This window comes from Sulfitobacter noctilucae (assembly GCF_000622365.1).
Taxonomy (GTDB): Bacteria; Pseudomonadota; Alphaproteobacteria; order Rhodobacterales; family Rhodobacteraceae; genus Sulfitobacter; species Sulfitobacter noctilucae.
In genome coordinates this window covers 817,244-836,688 of the sequence record NZ_JASC01000014.1, presented here as the reverse complement: position 1 = coordinate 836,688, position 19,445 = coordinate 817,244, and the positions used below count along the sequence as shown (strand labels likewise).

Genomic DNA, 19,445 nt, shown 5'->3' with positions numbered 1-19,445 from the left:
GAGGCTTAATGCGCTGTGGCGCTGTCTCCACCCGATCCTTTGGACGCGAGCGCGGCCGCAGCTGCAGCATCTTCGGCCTCCTGGTCCCACTCGATCGGCTCAGGCTTTGACACCAGGGCGTGTTCCAACACCTCAGAGACATGCTTCACCGGAATAATGGTCAGGCCATCTTTGACGTTGTCGGGAATATCCGGCAGGTCTTTGACGTTGTCCTCAGGGATCAACACAGTTGTGATACCCCCGCGCAGCGCGGCCAAAAGCTTCTCCTTCAATCCGCCGATGGGCATGGCGTTCCCGCGCAGAGATACTTCACCCGTCATGGCGATATCTTTGCGCACGGGGATCTGCGTCAGCACAGACACAATGGACGTGACCATCGCGAGGCCAGCCGAAGGACCATCTTTGGGCGTCGCGCCATCGGGCACGTGGACGTGGATATCCAGCGTGTCGAATTTTGGCGGCTTCACCCCGATCTTCGGGCTGATCGACCGGACATAAGAACTTGCCGCGTCGATGCTTTCTTTCATTACATCGCCCAAGGTACCGGTGGTCTTCATCCGTCCCTTACCAGGCAGACGCAGCGCTTCAATGTGAAGCAATTCGCCCCCGACCGACGTATAAGCCAAGCCGGTCACAACACCGATTTGATGCTCCTGTTCCGCCAAACCGTAGCGGTGCTTGCGCACGCCGAGGAATTCATCAAGGTTGTCGCCAGTCACGGTCACGCTATCGGCTTCTTTCTTGACGATCTTGGTCAGCGACTTCCGCGCCACCTTGGCGATTTCGCGCTCAAGGTTCCGAACCCCGGCTTCGCGTGTGTAGTAGCGGATCATGCCCTGAATAGCCGAGTCCTCAATCGAGAATTCCTTGGCTTTCAGACCGTGGTTCTTGACCTGCTTGGCCACCAGATGCTGCTTGGCGATCTCCAGCTTTTCGTCCTCGGTGTAGCCGGACAGCGGGATGATCTCCATCCGGTCCAAGAGCGGGCCAGGCATGTTGTAGCTGTTCGAGGTGGTCAGGAACATCACGTTCGAGAGGTCATATTCAACCTCCAAATAGTGATCCACAAAGGTGGAGTTCTGTTCCGGGTCTAGCACTTCGAGCATTGCAGACGCTGGGTCGCCCCGGAAATCCTGACCCATCTTGTCGATTTCATCCAACAAGATCAGCGGATTTGTTGTCTTCGCTTTCTTGAGTGCCTGAATGATCTTACCGGGCATGGAGCCGATATAGGTCCGGCGGTGACCGCGAATTTCGCTTTCATCACGCACGCCACCCAGCGAGATGCGGATGAACTCGCGCCCCGTTGCCTTGGCCACAGATTTACCCAGCGAGGTTTTACCCACACCTGGAGGGCCAACCAAGCACATGATCGGGCCTTTCAGCTTGCTCGAACGCTGCTGCACCGCGAGATATTCGACGATCCGCTCTTTGACTTTCTCAAGACCGTAATGATCGTTATCGAGCACTTCCTGAGCTTTGCCGAGGTTTTTTTTGGTGCGCGATTTGACGCCCCACGGGATCGATAGCATCCAGTCCAGATAGTTGCGTACCACGGTCGCTTCAGCTGACATCGGGCTCATATTCTTGAGCTTCTTCAGCTCCGCATCGGCTTTCTCGCGGGCTTCCTTGCTCAGCTTGGTCGCGGCGATTTTCTCTTCAAGTTCGGCAACTTCGTTCTTGCCGTCTTCGCCATCGCCCAGCTCTTGCTGGATGGCTTTCATCTGTTCGTTCAGATAATATTCGCGCTGGGTCCGCTCCATCTGCGACTTCACGCGGGTCTTGATCTTTTTCTCGACCTGCAGAACAGACATCTCGCCCTGCATCAGACCGTAGACCTTTTCAAGCCGCTCGGACACGCTCAGTGTCTCAAGCAGATCCTGCTTCTGCTCGACCTCAATGCCAAGGTGCCCAGCGACCAGATCGGCCAGCCGCGCAGCTTCGGTTGTCTCGCCAACAGCTGTCAGCGCCTCGTCGGGCACGTTCTTTTTCACTTTGGCATAGCGTTCGAATTCATCACCGACAGAGCGCAGAAGCGCTTCGGTCGTGGCCGCGTCGCCGGGCATCTCGGTCAGATATTCGGCACGCGCTTCAAAGAAGTTATCATTCTCGAGGTATTCGGTGATCCGCACACGCGCCTGACCTTCGACAAGCACTTTGACAGTACCATCGGGCAGCTTAAGCAGTTGCAGGACATTGGCCAACACACCGGCCTTAAAGATACCATCTGCGGCTGGATCATCTTCGCCGGGGTCGATCTGGCTGGACAAAAGGATCTGTTTGTCGTCCGCCATCACCTCTTCCAAAGCGCGAACAGACTTCTCGCGACCCACAAAAAGCGGGACGATCATATGTGGAAACACCACAATATCGCGCAACGGCAACACCGGATAAGACGCGTTCAAAGGCTCTAACATGCTCAATTCCTTAAGTTAGCAAGACAGTTCCGGCCCCTATTAGGCAGCCAATGCCGTCTCCTGTTCAGGGGTGGATATGTGCACCCAACCCCTATGTTTCAATCCCTTGTAACCGGGAGTTGCCCTATCATCGCTTGACCTTCAGTCAGAGGCAACCAGACTTTTCTTCGCCTTTGAATGAAAAAACGACAATAGGGCGCACGCGGGATCATTGTATATTCCCGACGTGGTCTTAACCTTTCAGCGTCGGATAATCCGTCAGCCCTTTACGTCCCCCGCCGTAATAGGTGCTCTTGTCACCTTCGTTCAACTCGGCGTTTTGCTTGTAACGTTCGACCAGATCGGGGTTTGCGATGAAGGGTCTGCCGATGGCGATCATCTCGGCGTGGCCGCTTTCTGTAGCTTGTAAAGCCATGTCGCGGTCATACCCGTTGTTAGCCATATAGATGCCGTCGAAAAGGGCACGCAGCCCGTCGATGCTTTCGCCCTCGGCCAGATCGCGACTGCCGCCAGTGGATCCCTCGACCATGTGCAAATACGCCAGATCGAACTTGTTCAACCCTTTGATGACATGCTCGAATGTCTCTTGTGGGTTCGCATCACTGATGCCGTTTGCTGGAGAGAAGGGCGACAAGCGGATGCCGGTGCGTGCGCCGCCGATGGCCGCGGTCACTGCTTCCATCACCTCCATCAGCAGGCGTGCACGGTTCTCGACACTGCCGCCGTAGGCATCGGTCCGCGTGTTGCTGCCGGTTTTTAGGAACTGGTCGATCAGGTAGCCATTTGCAGCATGCACTTCGACGCCGTCGAACCCGGCCTTGATCGCCATTTCGGCAGCATGGACATAGTCCTGCACAACGCGGGGCAATTCGTCCGCATCCAGAGCACGGGGGTCCGAGGTTTCCTCAAACCCGTTGGCCGTAAAGGTTTTGACCCCGGCGTTGATCGCGGAAGGCGCGACCGGAGCCTGACCGTCCGGCAGCAAGGACGTGTGACTGATACGCCCCACATGCCACAGCTGTATGACGATTTTGCCACCCGCATCATGCACCGCATCGGTCACCTTGCGCCATGCGGCGACCTGCCCTTCGGTATGAATACCCGGCGTTTGCAGATAGCCTTTGGCTTCAGCGCTGATTTGCGCGGCTTCGGTGATGATCAGCCCCGCGCCCGCACGCTGACGGTAATAGTCAACGTGCATCTCGCTGACTTCGCCGGTGTCGTTATCTGCACGGTTGCGCGTCAGCGGCGCCATCGCCAAGCGGTTGGCCGCAGTGATTGCGCCAAAGGAAACGGGGGTAAAGAGTGTTTCGGTCATGTCTTGCCTTACTGTATTACTAAAGTGTTACCGCTCACCTAAGCGGCACTGCGCTTTGAGCAAGCCCCCTGCCCTATGGTCACGCCACAAAAGCTGTCCTTCACTGCCCGCACCTAGCCCCGCTTTGGCCCAATTCTTGCGTATGATCAGGATGATTGTTCTGAACCCGCGGCCGAAATGCGCCGCTTGATCCAGCGCTAACGGCGTCGACTGTTGTCTACGTTCTTTTTTTGCGATGCATCCGCTGAGATCGGGAAATATGCCGAGATTAGATCGGCTCTATATCGCCCTCTGCACGGCCGGCATGGAAATCCGCTTCCCACGCCGCGAATGTTCCTGACGCAATCGCAACCCGCATTCCGGCCATGATATCCTGAAAATACCGCAGATTGTGCCAGGTCAATAACATCCCCGAGATCATTTCCTGGCTGCGGAACACATGGTGCAGATAGGCCCGCGAATAGCTAGTGCAGGCCGGACAGCCGCAGTTTTCATCCAAAGGGCGCGGGTCGTCCTGATGGCGGGCATTCTTGATATTCAGCACACCGCGCCGGGTGAACACCTGCCCCGTGCGGCCGGAACGGGAGGGCAGCACGCAATCCATCATGTCGATGCCGCGTTTCACGGCACCCACGATGTCATCAGGTTTGCCAACGCCCATCAGATAGCGCGGCTTGTCTTCGGGCAATTGACCTGCGGCGTAGTCAAGACAACCGAACATCGCCTCCTGCCCCTCGCCCACAGCCAGACCACCGACCGCATAGCCATCAAAGCCGATCTCGCGCAGCGCCTCTGCCGATTGGCCGCGCAGGTCTTGCTCAAGCCCACCCTGCTGAATGCCGAACAGCGCGTGACCGGGGCGGTCGCCAAAGGCCTCTTTGGACCGTTTCGCCCACCGCATTGACAGCTCCATGCTGGTGGCAATGCGGTCGCGATCTGCGGGCAAGGCAGGGCATTCATCGAAGCACATAACAATATCAGACTCCAGCAAGGCCTGTATCTCCATCGAGCGTTCCGGCGTAATCTCGTGCTTCGAGCCGTCGATATGGCTTTTGAACGTCACACCGCGTTCGGTCAGCTTGCGCAGATCGGCAAGGCTCATCACCTGAAACCCGCCAGAGTCGGTAAGGATCGGACCCTCCCAGTTCATGAACTTGTGCAATCCACCCAGCCGCGCAATCCGCTCTGCAGTCGGGCGCAGCATCAGGTGATAGGTGTTGCCAAGCAGAATGTCCGCCCCCGTCGCCTTGACGCTTTCGGGCAGCATTGCCTTGACCGTGGCGGCCGTGCCAACAGGCATGAAGGCAGGTGTCTGGATGTCGCCGCGTGTGGTGTGGATCACCCCTGTCCGGGCCGCGCCGTCCTGGCCATGTTTTTCAAAGGTAATACGGGACATCTAAGGCTCCTGTCACTCGGTCCGCATGGGCCTAAACCACCGCAGGAAAACTTGCAATCGCAGGCGATAAGGCCCAGATGTAGGGGTATAAAGATTTCAAAGGATAGTGATTGTGGATATCGAAGCGCTGATTATCGGCATTCTGGAAAACAACCTTGCTTGGCTGATTTTGGCCGTGCTGGTGGTGATCCTGATTGTCAAAGCGGTCAAGATCGTGCCGCAGTCCGAACAGCATGTGGTCGAACGCTTTGGCAGGCTCCGCTCCGTGCTTGGGCCGGGGATCAACCTGATTGTGCCTTTCATAGACCGCATCGCGCACAAGATCTCGATCCTTGAACGGCAGCTGCCCACCGCATCCCAGGACGCCATCACCCGCGATAACGTGCTGACGCAGGTAGACACATCGGTGTTCTATCGCATCACCGAACCGGAAAAGACAGTCTACCGCATTCGCGATGTAGACAGCGCCATCTCGACCACCGTCGCGGGCATCGTGCGCGCCGAAATCGGCAAGATGGATCTGGACGAGGTGCAGGCCAACCGCAATGCGCTGATCACCACTATCAAAGCTACCGTGGAAGACGCCGTGGACAACTGGGGCATCGAAGTAACCCGCGCCGAAATCTTGGATGTGAACCTTGATGCCGCCACTCGTGCCGCGATGATGCAGCAGTTGAATGCCGAACGCGCCCGCCGCGCGCAGGTGACAGAGGCCGAAGGCTCCAAGCGTGCGGTTGAGCTGGCCGCCGATGCAGAGCTTTACGCATCCGAGCAGACTGCCAAGGCGCGCCGTGTGCTGGCCGATGCCGAAGCATACGCCACGCAGGTCGTGGCCACGGCGATCAACGAAAACGGGCTCGAAGCCGCGCAATACCAGATCGCCTTGAAACAGGTCGAAGCCTTGGGGGCCATGAGCAGCGGCGATGGCAACCAGACCGTGATTGTTCCTGCAGAGGCGCTGGCCGCTTTTGGTGATGCGTTCAAGCTGTTGAAGGGCCAATCGTAATGGCGGGGTATCTCACGCTTTGGTGGGTCTGGATCAGCATCGCCTTGGTGCTGGGGGTCGTAGAATTGCTGGCCCCCGGTTTCATCTTTCTGGGCTTTGCCATCGGTGCCTTGGCCATCGCGGCGGTTGTCTCGATCATCGCCTTCACCAATGTGCCCGCCTTGCTTGCGCTTTTTGCGATCCTGTCCTTGGTGGCGTGGGTTGCCCTGAGGGTGGCCTTTCGCAACCAGTCCAGCGGGGCGCGGATCGTCACACGGGACATCAACGAAAACTGATCGCCCGTCCCAGCCGCCCATAATACCATCACCCTGTTGAGGTTGCTGGGTGCCCCTGATACCTCCGGCACAAACAAGGGGTGCGGTAGATGGATAAGCTTAATTTCGGCTGGGAAGAATGGATCGCTTTGCCCGATCTTGGACTGCCCGCCATCAAGGCGAAAGTCGATACGGGGGCACGTACATCGGCCCTGCATGCCCATGATATCGAGACTTTCGGCAGCAGCGCCACGCCCAAGGTACGGTTCAACGTACATCCCATCGCGGGGCGCGAAGACATTGTGATCACCTGTTCCGCGCCTTTGGTCGACCGGCGCGAAGTGACCTCGTCCAACGGCGAATCCGAACAGCGTTATGTGATCGAGACCACGTTGTCTGTCGGCGGCCAAAACTGGCCCATCGAAGTCACGCTGACCAACCGCGCGGGCCTGTCCAGCCGCATGTTGCTGGGCCGTCAGGCGCTGAACGACCACATCACCATCTCGGCCACCGAACGCCGCCTGCAGCCTGATCTGAACTATGACGTCTACCACTCCGCCGCCGTGCGCAAAATCGCACCGCAGCGGGCCCTGCGTATCGCCGTGCTGAGCCGCGAAGACAATTACTCTACCCGCCGTCTGGTCGAAGTGGGCGAAGCACGCGGTCACACGGTCGAGGTGATCGACACCACCCGCTGTTATATGGCGATCAACGCAATGGCGCCCGAAGTGCATTACGACGGCAAACGCCTGCCTCGCTATGACGCGGTGATCCCGCGCATCGGCGCATCGGTCACGCCCTACGGCTGCGCGGTCATTCGGCAGTTCGAAACCATCGGCACCTATTGCGTGAACGGATCAGCAGGCATTCTGGCCAGCCGCGACAAGCTGCACGCCCATCAGGTGTTGGCCTCTAAAAAGATCGGAATGCCGACCACCGCCTTTGCCGCCTCGCCCAAAGACACAAGCAATCTAATGGGTCTTGTGGGCACAGCGCCATTAATTGTGAAGCTGCTGGAATCGACGCAAGGCAAAGGCGTGGTGCTGGCCGAAACCAAAAAAGCCGCCGAAAGCGTGATCGACGCATTCCGCGGGCTAAAGGCGAACTTTCTGGTGCAGGATTTCGTCAAGGAAGCCGCGGGCGAGGACATCCGGTGTCTTGTCGTCGCGGGCAAAGTCGTGGCCGCCATGAAACGCACCGGTGCCGATGGTGATTTCCGCTCGAACCTGCACCGCGGCGGGTCGGCCAAGGTGGTGCGGATCAGCAAGCAAGAGCGCGACACCGCCCTGCGCGCCGCCCGCGCCTTTGGTCTGGGTAAGGCGGGCGTTGATCTCTTGCGCTCCTCCACCGGACCTAAGGTGCTTGAGGTCAATTCCTCTCCCGGGTTCGAGGGGATCGAAAAGGCCACGGGCAAAGACATCGTGGGCAAGCTTTATGACGAGATCGAAGCAAAGGTAAAACCGCAGCCGGTGCGCAAGCGCAAAGCCTGATTCAATCCGAAAAGATGTATGGCGTGCAAGTGGTCTGCATGCCCGGCACCTTTACACACAGCGGTCCTATTCCTATATAAACAGTCAAGAAATAAATGAGGTTCCCATGACCGACCAGCCCCAACCAATGGAAGGCACGCCGCTGATCGCGCCCTCCTCGACAGACCATCCGCTGTACGAGAATGTGGTCGAGGCCTGCCGCACGGTCTATGATCCTGAAATTCCAGTGAATATCTACGAACTGGGACTGATCTACACCATCGACATCACCTCGGATAATGCGGTCGACATCAAGATGTCGCTGACCGCGCCGGGCTGCCCTGTGGCAGGCGAAATGCCCGGGTGGGTCGCAGATGCTGTCGAGCCTCTCGCCGGTGTGAAACAGGTGAATGTCGAACTGGTATGGGAGCCGCCATGGGGCATGGATATGATGTCTGATGAAGCCCGGCTTGAATTGGGATTTATGTAAGTCTTCAGCCTTGATGGCACGGCTTATCCGGGCTTCAATGTCATCAGATTGCAATACAACCGTAGCGGGATTGTTACAAAACCCTGATCATGGTAGTCTCCGAAGACTTTAACTTGGAGATGTCATGCGCATTCTAACACCCGCCTGCGGTTTTATCCTGACCGCCACTGCAGCTTTGTCAGACGGCCACGCGGCTTCCGGTCAGATTGATTACGGCCCACGCCCTGCCTATCTGATCGACAAACTTGCCGACGGCCCGCTGAAGGAAAAACTGTCGTCCTGCATCGGGCAGACCCCCGCCCGCAGCGACTTTTCAATCGGCCACCGGGGCGCGCCCCTGATGTTCCCCGAACATACGGTCGAAGCGAACGTGGCCGCAGCGCGCATGGGCGCCGGCATTCTGGAATGCGATGTGACCTTCACTGGCGATCACGAGCTGGTTTGCCGTCATGCCCAGAACGATCTGCACACCACAACGAACATTCTGGTGACCGACCTGGCGGACAAATGCACCACGGGCTTTACCCCCGCCGCTGGCGATACCGGGGCCAGCGCCGAGTGCCGCACGTCTGATCTGACCCTTGCAGAATTCCGCACGCTATCGCCCAAGATGGATGCGGCTGACAAGACAGCCACCACCCCCGAGGCGTATCAGGGCGGCACGGCAGGTTATCGCACCGATCTTTATACCAACGGTGCCCGCACAATGACCCACGCAGAATCGATTGAACTGTTCAAATCGCTCGGGACAAAATTCACCCCTGAGCTCAAGTCGGCCTCTGTCGAGATGCCGCACAACGGCTTTTCCCAAGCAGACTATGCGCAAAAGATGGTCGATGAATACAAAGCTGCAAACATCCCCGCGTCGGACGTCTGGGTCCAGTCTTTCGATCTGAGCGATGTGCTTTACTGGATTGAAAACGAGCCAGAATTTGGCGCGCAAGCTGTCTATCTTGACGACCGTTACGAAGCCTCTGACGATGACGAGGGGCTGATCGACCCGATGGATGCAGCAACTTTCAAACCCACGATGGCTGAGCTGGCCGGGATGGGCGTGAACTATATCGCCCCCCCGCTCTGGATGCTGGTGACGACACAAGACGGCGAAATCGTGCCATCGGTCTATGCGACCGAAGCACAAGATGCCGGTTTGAATATCATCGCTTGGACAATGGAACGGTCCGGCCCGCTGACCACGGGCGGCGGCTGGTACTACCAGTCTATCGCGGATGTCACCGACAACGACGCCGTCGCTTACGAGCTGCTGGACGTGCTGGCGCAGGATGTGAAGGTAAAGGGTGTCTTCTCGGACTGGCCCGCAACCGTGACCTTCTACGCCAATTGCATGGGCCTCTGACGGATCACATCCATCAACAATTTGGGGTCGCGCTGTGTTGGCGCGGCCCTTTTTACGTTTGGAAACAGAATTTTCCGCCCCGTCTTGAGAACCGCGTCTGACCGTCTTATCTTGAAGTGGTATAGGAGAACCCGAATGTTTGGAATTCCCGGCAAACAAGCCGTTACCATCACGCCCAAGGCAGCCACGCAAATCACCAAGTTGATGACCTCTGCGGGCCACGCAGGTCTGCGCATCGGCATCAAGAAGGGCGGTTGCGCGGGCATGGAATATACAATGGAATATGTCGATAACGCTGACCCCAACGATGAAGTTGTGGAACAGGACGGTGCCTGCGTGATGATCGCGCCGATGGCGCAAATGTTCCTATTTGGTACCGAAATCGACTATGAAACCACGCTGCTCGAATCCGGTTTCAAATTCAACAATCCAAACGTGACCGAAGCCTGCGGTTGCGGCGAGTCGATCAAATTCGACGAGGCTCTGTCAGCCAAGTAAGACCGCATCCGTCGCCTGTCCGGTCAAACACATCACAGCCCGTCGTGGTGACGCAGCAGGCGACTTGGACCGCGCACCGCGATACTGCACCCTATCCAAGGGGTTGCGTTGCTATAAAGTCAGCACAATGTTACGACCCTCCGGCACCTAAGGAAAGATCGCCCCATGCGCCGCAAGATCGCTGCCGGAAACTGGAAGATGAACGGATCAAGCGCCGCTCTGTCCGAGCTTGACGCGCTGGCACGGTTACTCCCCACCGAGCGACATGCTGACGTGGTGATCTGTCCGCCCGCACAGCTCTTGTCTCAAGCGGTAAGCACCGCCAAGCCACATAGTATCCACATCGGCGCACAGGACTGTCATATGCAGACTGCCGGTGCATTTACCGGCGACATCTCTGCCCCCATGATTGCGGACACGGGTGCCACTTATGTGATCACCGGCCACTCCGAACGCCGCGCAGCGCACCATGAAGCCGACGCTGACGTACGGGCCAAAACGCAAAGCGCCCAAGCTGCAGGCCTGACTGCGATCCTCTGTATCGGCGAAACCCTGGCGCATCGTCAAGCCAACCGGACCCTCGAAATCATCGCAGATCAGCTTGCCGGTTCCCTGCCCGATGATGTGACCGCAGACTCGCTTATAATCGCCTACGAACCCATCTGGGCCATCGGCACGGGCGAAGTCGCAACCCTGCCTCAGATCACCGAAGTGCATGACTTCATCCGGGGCCAACTCACCACCCGTTTTGGCGAGGCAACAGGCAACAGCATCCCCCTGCTCTACGGCGGTTCCGTAAAACCCGACAACGCTGCAACCATATTCGAGGCTGAAAATGTGGACGGTGCGCTCGTGGGCGGTGCGTCCCTCAAAGCCAGCGATTTCGCGCCCATCATTGCGGCCTTGGCAGCGTCCTAGGGTTCACCCTTTCCCAAATACCCGACACACCGCCAAACAAACAGCGCGCGCCCGGATCGGACGCGCGCCATGTCTGCATGCAACTTGTGCCCACGCAGCATATCCTACCGCGTGATGATCTCGGGCCCCATCATCATCGTCGGCAACCAGGTGCTGAGGATCGGGATGTAGGTCACCATGATCAGGAAGACGAAAAGCACGGCCAGAAATGGCAGCGCCGCCTTGACCACATTCATCATCGGCATGTTCGCCACGCCCGAGGTTACGAAGAGGTTCAGACCCACAGGCGGCGTGATCATTCCGATCTCCATGTTCACCACCATGATGATACCAAGGTGAATGGGGTTGATGCCAAGCTCAATCGCAATCGGGAACACCAGCGGTGCCACAATCACCAACAGCCCCGACGGCTCCATGAACTGCCCGCCGATCAGCAAGATCACGTTGACGATAATGAGGAACACCACAGGGCCAAAGCCCGCATTCAGCATCGCCGCCGAGATCTGCTGCGGGATTTGCTCGTCGGTCAGCACATGTTTGAGGATCAGCGCATTAGCGATGATGAACATCAGCGTCACCGTCAACTTGCCCGCCTCAAACAGCGTGTCTCGCGTGTCGCGATGAAAGAACACCGTCACCAGCGCCATCGGTTTGGCGAGCAAGGAGATGTTCTGCCCTTCGCCTTCCACATGCAACGGCCCCATGTCGCGATAAACAAAGGTGGCAATAAAGAACGCATAGACCGCCGCAACCGCCGCCGCTTCCGTGGGCGTGAAGACCCCGCCATAGATGCCGCCCAGAATGATCACGATCAGGAACAGCCCCCAACCGGCTTCGATCCCGCTGCGACGCACTTCGGCCCAGCCCTGCCATTCGCCACGCGGCAAATCGCGTACCTTCGCGATGATGTAGATAGTCAGCATCAGCATGAAGCCAGCAAGAAGGCCGGGGATCACACCTGCCAAAAACATCCGTCCAACGGATACGTCTGTGGCCGATGCATATACCACCATCACAATAGAGGGGGGAATAAGAATGCCCAACGTACCGGCCACGGCGATGACGCCTGCGGCGAAATCCTTGGTATAGCCCACCTCGCGCATTCCGACGATCACGATGGACCCGATGGCCACAACCGTCGCGGGCGATGAGCCGCTGAGGGCGGCGAAGAGCATACAGGCAAAGACACCCGCAATCGCCAAACCGCCAGGCAGATGCCCGACCAGCGCGATCGAGAACCGGATAATCCTTCGCGCCACGCCGCCCGTGGACATAAAGCTGGATGCGAGAATGAAGAACGGGATCGCCAGCAGCGTATAATGCCCCGCCATCGCCTGAAACAGCGTCTGCGCGATAGAGGCCAGTGAGGTATCCGACAACACCAGCAAAAACAGGATCGACGAGGTGCCAAGCGCCACCGCAATCGGCACGCCGATCAGCATCAGGCCAATCACCATGGTAAATAGAACGACAACTTCCATGTTTTTAATTCCCCGCGTTCATATGCTGGACATCCTTGATGTCGTCTTCGGCTTCATGGCTCACAATCAGGCTGCTCGCCGCCCCGCTCCAGACCCGCAGAAAGGCCTGCACAAACCGGAACAACAAAAGCGCCATGCCAAAGGGCAGCATCGCGTAGGGAATAAAGCGCGGCAGTTTTTCGTAGGATTCCCCTTCATTCATAATCGGCTCGATCCAGCGCAGCCATTCGGGGAACGGCAGGTCGATCACCTCGTACCATGCCTGATCGCGGCTGTTCTCGAACCCGGTCGGGAACCAGCGCCCTGACGTGGCATCAAGCCCGGCAAAAGGTGCCCAATAGTCCCATGCCCCTTTCAGAACCAATGCGGCATACATGATGCACACCGCGCCAGCGACCAGCGCCAGAACACGCCGCACCGGCGTTGAGAACAGGTTTATCACCGCGTCCACACCCAGTTGTGCCGTAACCTTGACGGTATAGCTGACCCCGAAGAGGACCAGCCAGGCAAACAGAAAAGTTACGGCTTCCAACCCCCAGATCAAGCCGGTGTTGAACCCGTAGCGCAGCACAACATTGATAAAGGTGATGATTGTCATGAGGCCCAAAATCAGGGCAATCGCGGTTTCTTCGATTTCATTGACGATGCGGCCAAGGGCCGTCTTTGCTTCATAGGCATGTGCCATAAGGTCACTCCAGCGAAGGGTCTACGCAGGCACCCTGCGCGAAGGGATACACCCCGGCTGACGGATCAGACGGGGTGTAGCTTGATCGGTGGATTAGTGTTTGGCGTTGATCGCTTGCGCCGCGTCGATGTTTTCCTGACCAACGTCGCCGGTGAACTCCTCCCAGACGGGCTTCATCGCGGTCACCCAGGCTTCGCGGCCTGCTGCATCCAACTCGCGCACCACACCACCGGCATCCAGGATGGCCTGTTTGGCATCTGCGTTCACCTTGGTGGACTCGGCGTTGCGTGCTGCGGTGACTTCGTCGACGATGGTCATCAACTGGTCGCGCACATCCGCGTCAAGGCTGTCGATCCAGTCCACCGAAGTCACCAACATATAGTCGATGATACCGTGGTTGGTTTCGGTGATGCCGTCCTGAACCTCAAAGAACTTCTGGCCGTAGATATTGGACCATGTGTTCTCTTGTCCGTCGACAACGCCGGTTTGCAGCGCGCCATAGACTTCGGAAAATGCCATCGGCTGGGGTGAGCCGCCCATTGCCGCCATCTGCGCCTTCAGCACGTCGGAGTTTTGTACGCGGAACTTCAGACCATCGGCATCGGCGGGCGTGTTGAGCGGCTTGTTGGCCGACATTTGCTTCATACCGTTGTGCCAGAACGCCAGACCCAGCAGGCCGCGGCGGGTCATGGATTCCTTCATCGCTTGACCGGTCTCGGAATTCTGGAACTCGTCCACAGCGTTGATGTTCTTGAACATGAAGGGCAGATCGAAAATACGGAACTGCTTGGTGAACTGCTCGAACTTCGACAGCGATGGGGCCGCCATCTGCACGTCACCCTGCAACAGCGCTTCCAGCACCTGATCGTCGTTATAGAGCGTGGACTGCGGGAACACTTCCATGCAGGCCTTGCCGTTCATCTCGTCGTTCACGCGCTGCTCCAGCAAGGAGGCCGCGATCCCCTTCGGGTGCTTGTCGGTGTTCGTAACGTGGCTGAGTTTGATAACGACTTCCCCGTCGTCACAGGCCGCTGCAACGGCCCCTGCGGATACGGTCATGGCCAATGCGGCCGCGAAAAACGTCTTCATGGTTTCTCCTCCCAGAGTACAGAATCATAAGTTGGCAGGTCTTGGCCTGCGCTGACGGTATGAAACGATGCAAAATGGCCTGTCACAAGTCCATGTTCAGATTGCCTGAATTTTGGACGTAAGCGCATGAAAAATAGCGCTTTGCGTTTACGCACGCTCAACCAAGCCTTTCTGCGGGTTTTCACGCTGTGCGGAAATCCGCACATGGAAAGGACGGCTTGTGCGGAATTCCGCACAGCTTGACCTCCAGCCGCATGGGGCTTCCATAAATCTACGGCCGGAAATCCTCGGCGCGAATGCTGTATTTCGACAGTTTGTCGTAGAAGGTCTTGCGCGGCAGCTTCAGCGCCTCTGCCGCCGCAGATGCCTGCCCCTGCGCCCGTCGCAACGCCGCTTCCAGCAGGGACTGTTCAATCACAGCCATTTGCTCGGCCAGCCCAAGGGCGGCATCGGGGGTGATATCTTCGGATACGCCCATGACAAAACGCATCGCTACAGACATCAAGGACCGCGCATTGCCCGGCCAGTCCCGTGCCATGAGGTTGGCCACCACATCTGGCGTGACTTCAGGGGCCCGCAACCCGCTCTGCTCTGCCGCCTGTGCGACATAGCGACGGAACATCACCGGAATATCCTCTGGTCGTTCGGCCAGTGACGGTATGCGCACGGTCAACACTCCAAGCCGGTAATACAGGTCGGCGTTGAACCGTCCCGCATCGATATCCGCGACCAAATCGCGGGTGTTGCCCGCAAGCAGGCAGACACCCTCAAGGGCGCTGTCGCTGAGTGCCAGCTGCACCTGTGCGGGCAGATGAGACATCTCGTCGATGAACAGACTGCCGCCTGTCGCCTCGGCCACGGCCTGCATCAGTGCCTCTTGGGCCAGCCCCGCGGCCGCGCGTTTGACAAAGGGCGCTTTAGAGCGGGGCGAGCTGAGATGGATGACTTCCGCCACTTTAGAGATACCGGACCCGGGCGCGCCGGTGACCAGCACATCACCCTCGGCCTGTGCGACCAGCCGCACCTGACGGCGCAAAGTCTCGGCCGCGTCCGAGGTGCCGAACAGCATCCGTGCCGCGGGGTCGCCGGTTTCGACCAACTGCCGCAGCCAGCGATTGTCGATCACCATGGCCCGCGTACGCAAAGCGCGTTCCAGAACAGCAATCAGATCAGCGGGCGCGCAGGGTTTTTCCAGAAACCCGAACGCCCCACGCCCCATTGCCGCCACTGCCATCGGGATATCCCCCTCTCCGGTCAGCAGGATCACTGGCAAATCAGGGTCCTGGCCCTGCGCATAATCCAGCAGATGAAACCCGTCACGCCCCGGCATACGGATGTCGGACAGTATGACACCTTCGAAATCGGCGCAAATCTGGTCCTTGGCCGCGACAAAGGAATTGGCGGGGATCGCCTGCAGATCGGCCAGTTCCAGCGTTTGCGCCAGCGCATCCCGCACCGCTGCGTCATCATCCACCAGCAAAACACTGCCGCCGCTCATTCCGCCGCCTCCTGTGTCGTATTAGGTGCCATCGCAGGCTCCAGCGTTACAGTAAATACCGCACCGCCACTGGCCAGATTGCTGCCTTTGATCTGACCGCCACAGCTTTGCACAATGCCATAGCTGATCGACAGCCCCAGTCCCATGCCGCTGTTCTGGCCCACGTCCTTGGTCGTGTAGAACGGATCGAACACCTTGTCCGGCATCTCGATCCCCGGTCCGGTGTCGCTGAACCGCACGGTGATTTGCTTCTCGGTTTCTATCTCGATGCGCAGCACGCGTTCCGGCCTGTCGGCCATCGCATCAACGGCATTGGTGATCAGATTGATGAACACCTGTCCAAGGCGGACCTCGCCCCCGTTCACCCAGATGTTCTGGTCCGCGGGCTCAAAGTCCAGCGTTACATCTGCGGCTTTGCGTGCGGTGCGGGTCAGCTCGATCGCGGTCCCAAGAACCGCGCCGAGTTCAACAGATGTTGCGGCGAGGTTCTCCTGGCGTGCAAAGGCTCGCAGGTTCTGAATGATGCGCCCCATACGCTGGGTCATTTGCGATATTCGACTAAGATTTTCACCTGCCCTGCCCGGACGGTCGCGCTCCAGAAATTGTGCGGCGTTATCTGCATAGGACCGTATCGCCATCAGCGGTTGGTTCAATTCATGGCTGATGCCTGCCGACATCTGGCCTAGGGCACTCAGCTTGCCAGCCTGCACCAGATCATCCTGTGCGCGACGCAAAGCCGCCTGCGCCTCCTCGCGCTCTTCGGCTTCGGCCACCAGTTTTGCATTGGTTTCGCGCAGCGCCTGTGTGCGGTCGGCCACGCGCCGTTCCAGCGTTACGTTCGCCGCTGCCAAGGTGCGCCGCCGCTCTGCCGCCAAAAACAGCAGCGATCCGAAGGCCAAGCAAAGCGCCGCGACCGCCGCCGCCTGCGCGAACGCCAGTGCGCGCGGTTGCCGGACATCCAGCAGCACCTCGCCCGTCATCCCGATCACCGGCAAGTCGCGGGTCAGATGCAGGGCCTCCTGCGGCAGATAGGGGCCCCAGCCCAACTGCCAGATCTCATGTGGTCCTTCCATCATGGCAGCGAACGGCGGGGCCTCGCCCGCAGGCGGGATCAGCCCGGCGCTGTCGGCAGGTCTGCGCCAGAACAAAAGCTCTGAACGATTGGAGATATAGACCTCACCTCGCGCATCGGTGAAAAACGCCGCCGGATTGGTGCCGCGCCAGTTGTAGTCGATCCCGTTCAGATCGGTGATCACCACCACCGCCCCCTGCACCTTGCCTGCCCCATCAAAGACCGGAGCCGCGTGGTAATAGGCGCGTTGCGTCAGGGGTTCCGCGGGGCCGTGGCCCCACCCCAGCGCACCGCGCAGCGCACGCTGCACATGTGGATAGCGCCTTAGATCAGCCGGTGCCGCCCCGCTGGCAGAGGTTGTCACCCGGCCCGTGCGATTGACCACCAGCACATCAAGCGCAGCAGATTTATCCGCGACTTCGCGCAGCAGATCGCTGACCCCTGAAAAATCTGTCGCCCCCGAGGTCTGCACCACTGTCGGGTGATTGGCCATCAACACGGCCAGATCGCGGTAGCGTTGCAATTGCCCCACCAACCGGTCGCTGGCCAGCGCCAAATCCGCCTCGCCGCGCGCGGCCAACTGGTCCAGTCCCTGCGTATAGGCATAGCGCCAGACAACACCTGTCAGCAGCGTCACGACCCCCAGAAACGCCAGCACCAGAGCCAGCCGTTGTTGCACCCCCGATTTCATACACCCCAGATTGCACATGCCCCCTTGCATTGACCAGCCCCGGCAGGTTGCATGGCGCATGTTTCGCTTTACCCAATCCCCGCTTAATTCCGACTTCGTCCAGAACCCCTACCCCGCCTACGCCCGCGCAAGAAGCGCAGGTCCGGTGGTCTGGTGGGAGGACTATAAGATGCCGGCAGCGTTTGATGCGGCCACCGTGCAGGCGCTGTTGCGCGACCGCCGTTTGGGTCGGGCCAAGCCCGCCGGTTTGGCACACCCCTCGCCCGATCACCTGCGCGTTTGGTCCGGGGTGGAGGCGACTTCGATGCTGGATATGGAGCCGCCCGACCACACCCGGTTGCGCGGACTGGTGCTGCGGGCGTTTACCTCGCGGCGCATCGCAGCCCTGCGCCCCGAAATTGAGGCGGTCACGCAGGATCTGCTCACCGCTCTGCCGGACACCCAGTTCGATCTGATCCCGGCCTTTTGCACGCAACTGCCTGTGCGCATCATCGCGCGGCTGCTTGGCGTGCCTGAAGAGATGTCGGATGACCTTCTCATATGGTCGAACGCGATGGTCGCCATGTACCAAGCCGGACGTGATCGCGCGACCGAAGACGCTGCCGAGAGCGCGAGCGCCGCCTTCACAGCCTTCCTACGCGATTATATTGACCAGCGTCGGCGCGCCCCGCATGACGATCTGATCACCGAACTGATCGCTGCCGAAGCGGAAGGCCAGCGCCTGTCTACAGACGAGTTAATCGGAACCTGTATCCTGCTTTTGAACGCCGGGCATGAGGCGACGGTGCACAGCCTTGGCAATGCCGTCAAATGTCTACTGGAACATCAGACCCCCTTAGAGGCGCTTGGCCCCGATGCCATCGCGGCCACGGTCGAAGAGCTGATCCGGTATGATCCGCCCCTGCATATGTTCACGCGGTTCGCTTATGAAGACATCGACCTTGGCAGACTCACCCTGCCCAAAGATGCCGAGATCGCGCTGATCCTTGGCGCAGCAGGACGCGACCCGGCGCTCTATGACCAGCCAAATCAATTTGATCCGTTTCGTCCAGCCAAACCTCATGCCGCTTTTGGCGGCGGGTTACACTTTTGCGTCGGTGCGCCATTGGCCCGTCTGGAAATGCAGATCGCCCTACCGGCGCTGTTTCGACATATGCCAAAGATGCGTCTTGCCGCAGCGCCCACCTATGCGATGAGCTATCATTTTCATAAACTGGACCGGCTGATGATCGACCCGCAGTCCGGGCTCTGACCCGAAAGGCTGCCCTTTGCTTACAACGGCAAAGCCACCGTCGATTTGATCTCTTCCATCGACAACAGCGCTGTCACGTTGTGCACCCGCACTTCCGAGATCAGCGCCTGGTAGAAGGCGTCGTAGGCGCGCGCATTCTCGACCCGCACTTTCAGGATATAATCAATGTCGCCGGCCAGCCGGTGCGCTTCCTGTACTTCGGGCCGGTCCTGAAGCGCCTTGAGAAACCGCGCCTGCCAGTCCGCTTCATGCTCTGAGGTGCGGATCAGCACAAAGAAACACGCCTCGAACCCCAGTGCCTCCGCATCCAGCATGACGGTCTGCTGACCGATCACTCCGGCCTCGCGCAATTTGCGAATCCTGTTCCACACCGGCGTCTTGGAAGAGCCTACCTGCTTGGCGATTTCGTCCAGAGACTGGCTGGCGTCGCGCTGCAGGGCCGCCAGAATTTTCCGATCTGTGTCGTCTATGCGGATTGTCATTTCATCTCCTCTGCCTTTCGAAGGCAATTCATTCCGGCATTAGGTTACTCGCGAAACACTGTTCTTATATCA

The 19,445-nt window shown here is 58.9% G+C and carries 17 protein-coding genes; 8 read left to right on the top strand and 9 right to left on the bottom strand.

The genetic code is table 11. The annotated features are described in order from the left end of the window. Positions 1–5 precede the first annotated feature (5 nt). From lon to tgt, 3 genes are all read right to left on the bottom strand, one after another. Positions 6–2,417: an endopeptidase La gene (gene lon, locus Z945_RS0114180; protein ID WP_025052766.1), complete on the bottom strand. Its 2,412-nt coding sequence runs from the start codon at positions 2,415–2,417 to the stop codon at positions 6–8. Positions 2,418–2,649: 232 nt separating this feature from the next. Continuing rightward, positions 2,650–3,735 carry an alkene reductase gene (locus Z945_RS0114175; protein ID WP_025052765.1) on the bottom strand — a complete coding sequence of 362 codons (1,086 nt, stop codon included), beginning with the start codon at positions 3,733–3,735 and terminating at the stop codon, positions 2,650–2,652. A 268-nt stretch (positions 3,736–4,003) separates the two neighbouring features. Continuing rightward, positions 4,004–5,131: a tRNA guanosine(34) transglycosylase Tgt gene (gene tgt / locus Z945_RS0114170; RefSeq protein ID WP_025052764.1), complete on the bottom strand. Its 1,128-nt coding sequence runs from the start codon at positions 5,129–5,131 to the stop codon at positions 4,004–4,006. A gap of 112 nt (positions 5,132–5,243) precedes the next feature. On the opposite strand from tgt, the gene Z945_RS0114165 reads away from it, so the two are divergent. The 7 genes from Z945_RS0114165 to tpiA all read left to right on the top strand — a co-directional run bounded on the left by Z945_RS0114165 (position 5,244) and on the right by tpiA (position 11,123). Next, the gene (locus Z945_RS0114165; protein ID WP_025052763.1) at positions 5,244–6,137 is read left to right on the top strand and encodes an SPFH domain-containing protein; all 894 of its coding nucleotides are present in this window, start codon (positions 5,244–5,246) and stop codon (positions 6,135–6,137) included. After that, on the top strand, positions 6,137–6,412 hold the full coding sequence (locus Z945_RS0114160) for an NfeD family protein (RefSeq protein WP_025052762.1): 276 nt from the start codon (positions 6,137–6,139) through the stop codon (positions 6,410–6,412). The genes Z945_RS0114165 and Z945_RS0114160 overlap by 1 nt, the downstream gene beginning before the upstream one ends. Positions 6,413–6,501: 89 nt before the next feature. After that, positions 6,502–7,881, top strand: coding sequence for a 30S ribosomal protein S6--L-glutamate ligase (rimK, locus tag Z945_RS0114155; RefSeq protein WP_025052761.1), 1,380 nt, complete (start codon positions 6,502–6,504; stop codon positions 7,879–7,881). A gap of 106 nt (positions 7,882–7,987) precedes the next feature. Then, on the top strand, positions 7,988–8,350 hold the full coding sequence (locus Z945_RS0114150) for an SUF system Fe-S cluster assembly protein (RefSeq protein WP_025052760.1): 363 nt from the start codon (positions 7,988–7,990) through the stop codon (positions 8,348–8,350). Positions 8,351–8,474: 124 nt separating this feature from the next. After that, complete coding sequence (locus tag Z945_RS0114145; RefSeq protein WP_025052759.1) at positions 8,475–9,707, top strand: glycerophosphodiester phosphodiesterase family protein; 1,233 nt, start codon at positions 8,475–8,477, stop codon at positions 9,705–9,707. A gap of 135 nt (positions 9,708–9,842) precedes the next feature. Further along, a complete protein-coding gene (locus Z945_RS0114140) occupies positions 9,843–10,205 on the top strand; it encodes a HesB/IscA family protein (protein WP_025052758.1) in 363 nt (120 codons plus the stop codon). A gap of 165 nt (positions 10,206–10,370) precedes the next feature. Further along, a complete protein-coding gene (gene tpiA / locus Z945_RS0114135; protein WP_025052757.1) occupies positions 10,371–11,123 on the top strand; it encodes a triose-phosphate isomerase in 753 nt (250 codons plus the stop codon). A 104-nt stretch (positions 11,124–11,227) separates the two neighbouring features. On the opposite strand, the gene Z945_RS0114130 is transcribed toward tpiA, so the two are convergent. The 5 genes from Z945_RS0114130 to Z945_RS0114110 all read right to left on the bottom strand — a co-directional run bounded on the left by Z945_RS0114130 (position 11,228) and on the right by Z945_RS0114110 (position 17,669). Next, the gene (locus tag Z945_RS0114130; RefSeq protein WP_025052756.1) at positions 11,228–12,604 is read right to left on the bottom strand and encodes a TRAP transporter large permease; all 1,377 of its coding nucleotides are present in this window, start codon (positions 12,602–12,604) and stop codon (positions 11,228–11,230) included. A 4-nt stretch (positions 12,605–12,608) separates the two neighbouring features. After that, a complete protein-coding gene (locus Z945_RS0114125) occupies positions 12,609–13,289 on the bottom strand; it encodes a TRAP transporter small permease (protein ID WP_025052755.1) in 681 nt (226 codons plus the stop codon). A 93-nt stretch (positions 13,290–13,382) separates the two neighbouring features. Further along, positions 13,383–14,378 (bottom strand): DctP family TRAP transporter solute-binding subunit, encoded by a 996-nt coding sequence (locus tag Z945_RS0114120; RefSeq protein ID WP_025052754.1) that lies wholly within the window; start codon positions 14,376–14,378, stop codon positions 13,383–13,385. Positions 14,379–14,649: 271 nt separating this feature from the next. Then, a complete protein-coding gene (locus Z945_RS0114115; RefSeq protein ID WP_025052753.1) occupies positions 14,650–15,876 on the bottom strand; it encodes a sigma-54-dependent transcriptional regulator in 1,227 nt (408 codons plus the stop codon). Continuing rightward, the gene (locus Z945_RS0114110) at positions 15,873–17,669 is read right to left on the bottom strand and encodes a sensor histidine kinase (RefSeq protein WP_174412341.1); all 1,797 of its coding nucleotides are present in this window, start codon (positions 17,667–17,669) and stop codon (positions 15,873–15,875) included. Before Z945_RS0114110 ends, Z945_RS0114115 begins: the two co-directional genes overlap by 4 nt. A 28-nt stretch (positions 17,670–17,697) precedes the next feature. Between Z945_RS0114110 and Z945_RS0114105 the strand changes: the two genes are divergently transcribed. Next, entirely contained in the window at positions 17,698–18,891 is a 1,194-nt protein-coding gene (locus Z945_RS0114105) for a cytochrome P450 (protein ID WP_025052751.1), read from the top strand. Positions 18,892–18,911: 20 nt separating this feature from the next. Here the strand turns inward: Z945_RS0114105 and Z945_RS0114100 are convergent, their stop codons facing one another. Beyond that, positions 18,912–19,373: an Lrp/AsnC family transcriptional regulator gene (locus Z945_RS0114100; RefSeq protein ID WP_025052750.1), complete on the bottom strand. Its 462-nt coding sequence runs from the start codon at positions 19,371–19,373 to the stop codon at positions 18,912–18,914. Positions 19,374–19,445 lie beyond the last annotated feature (72 nt).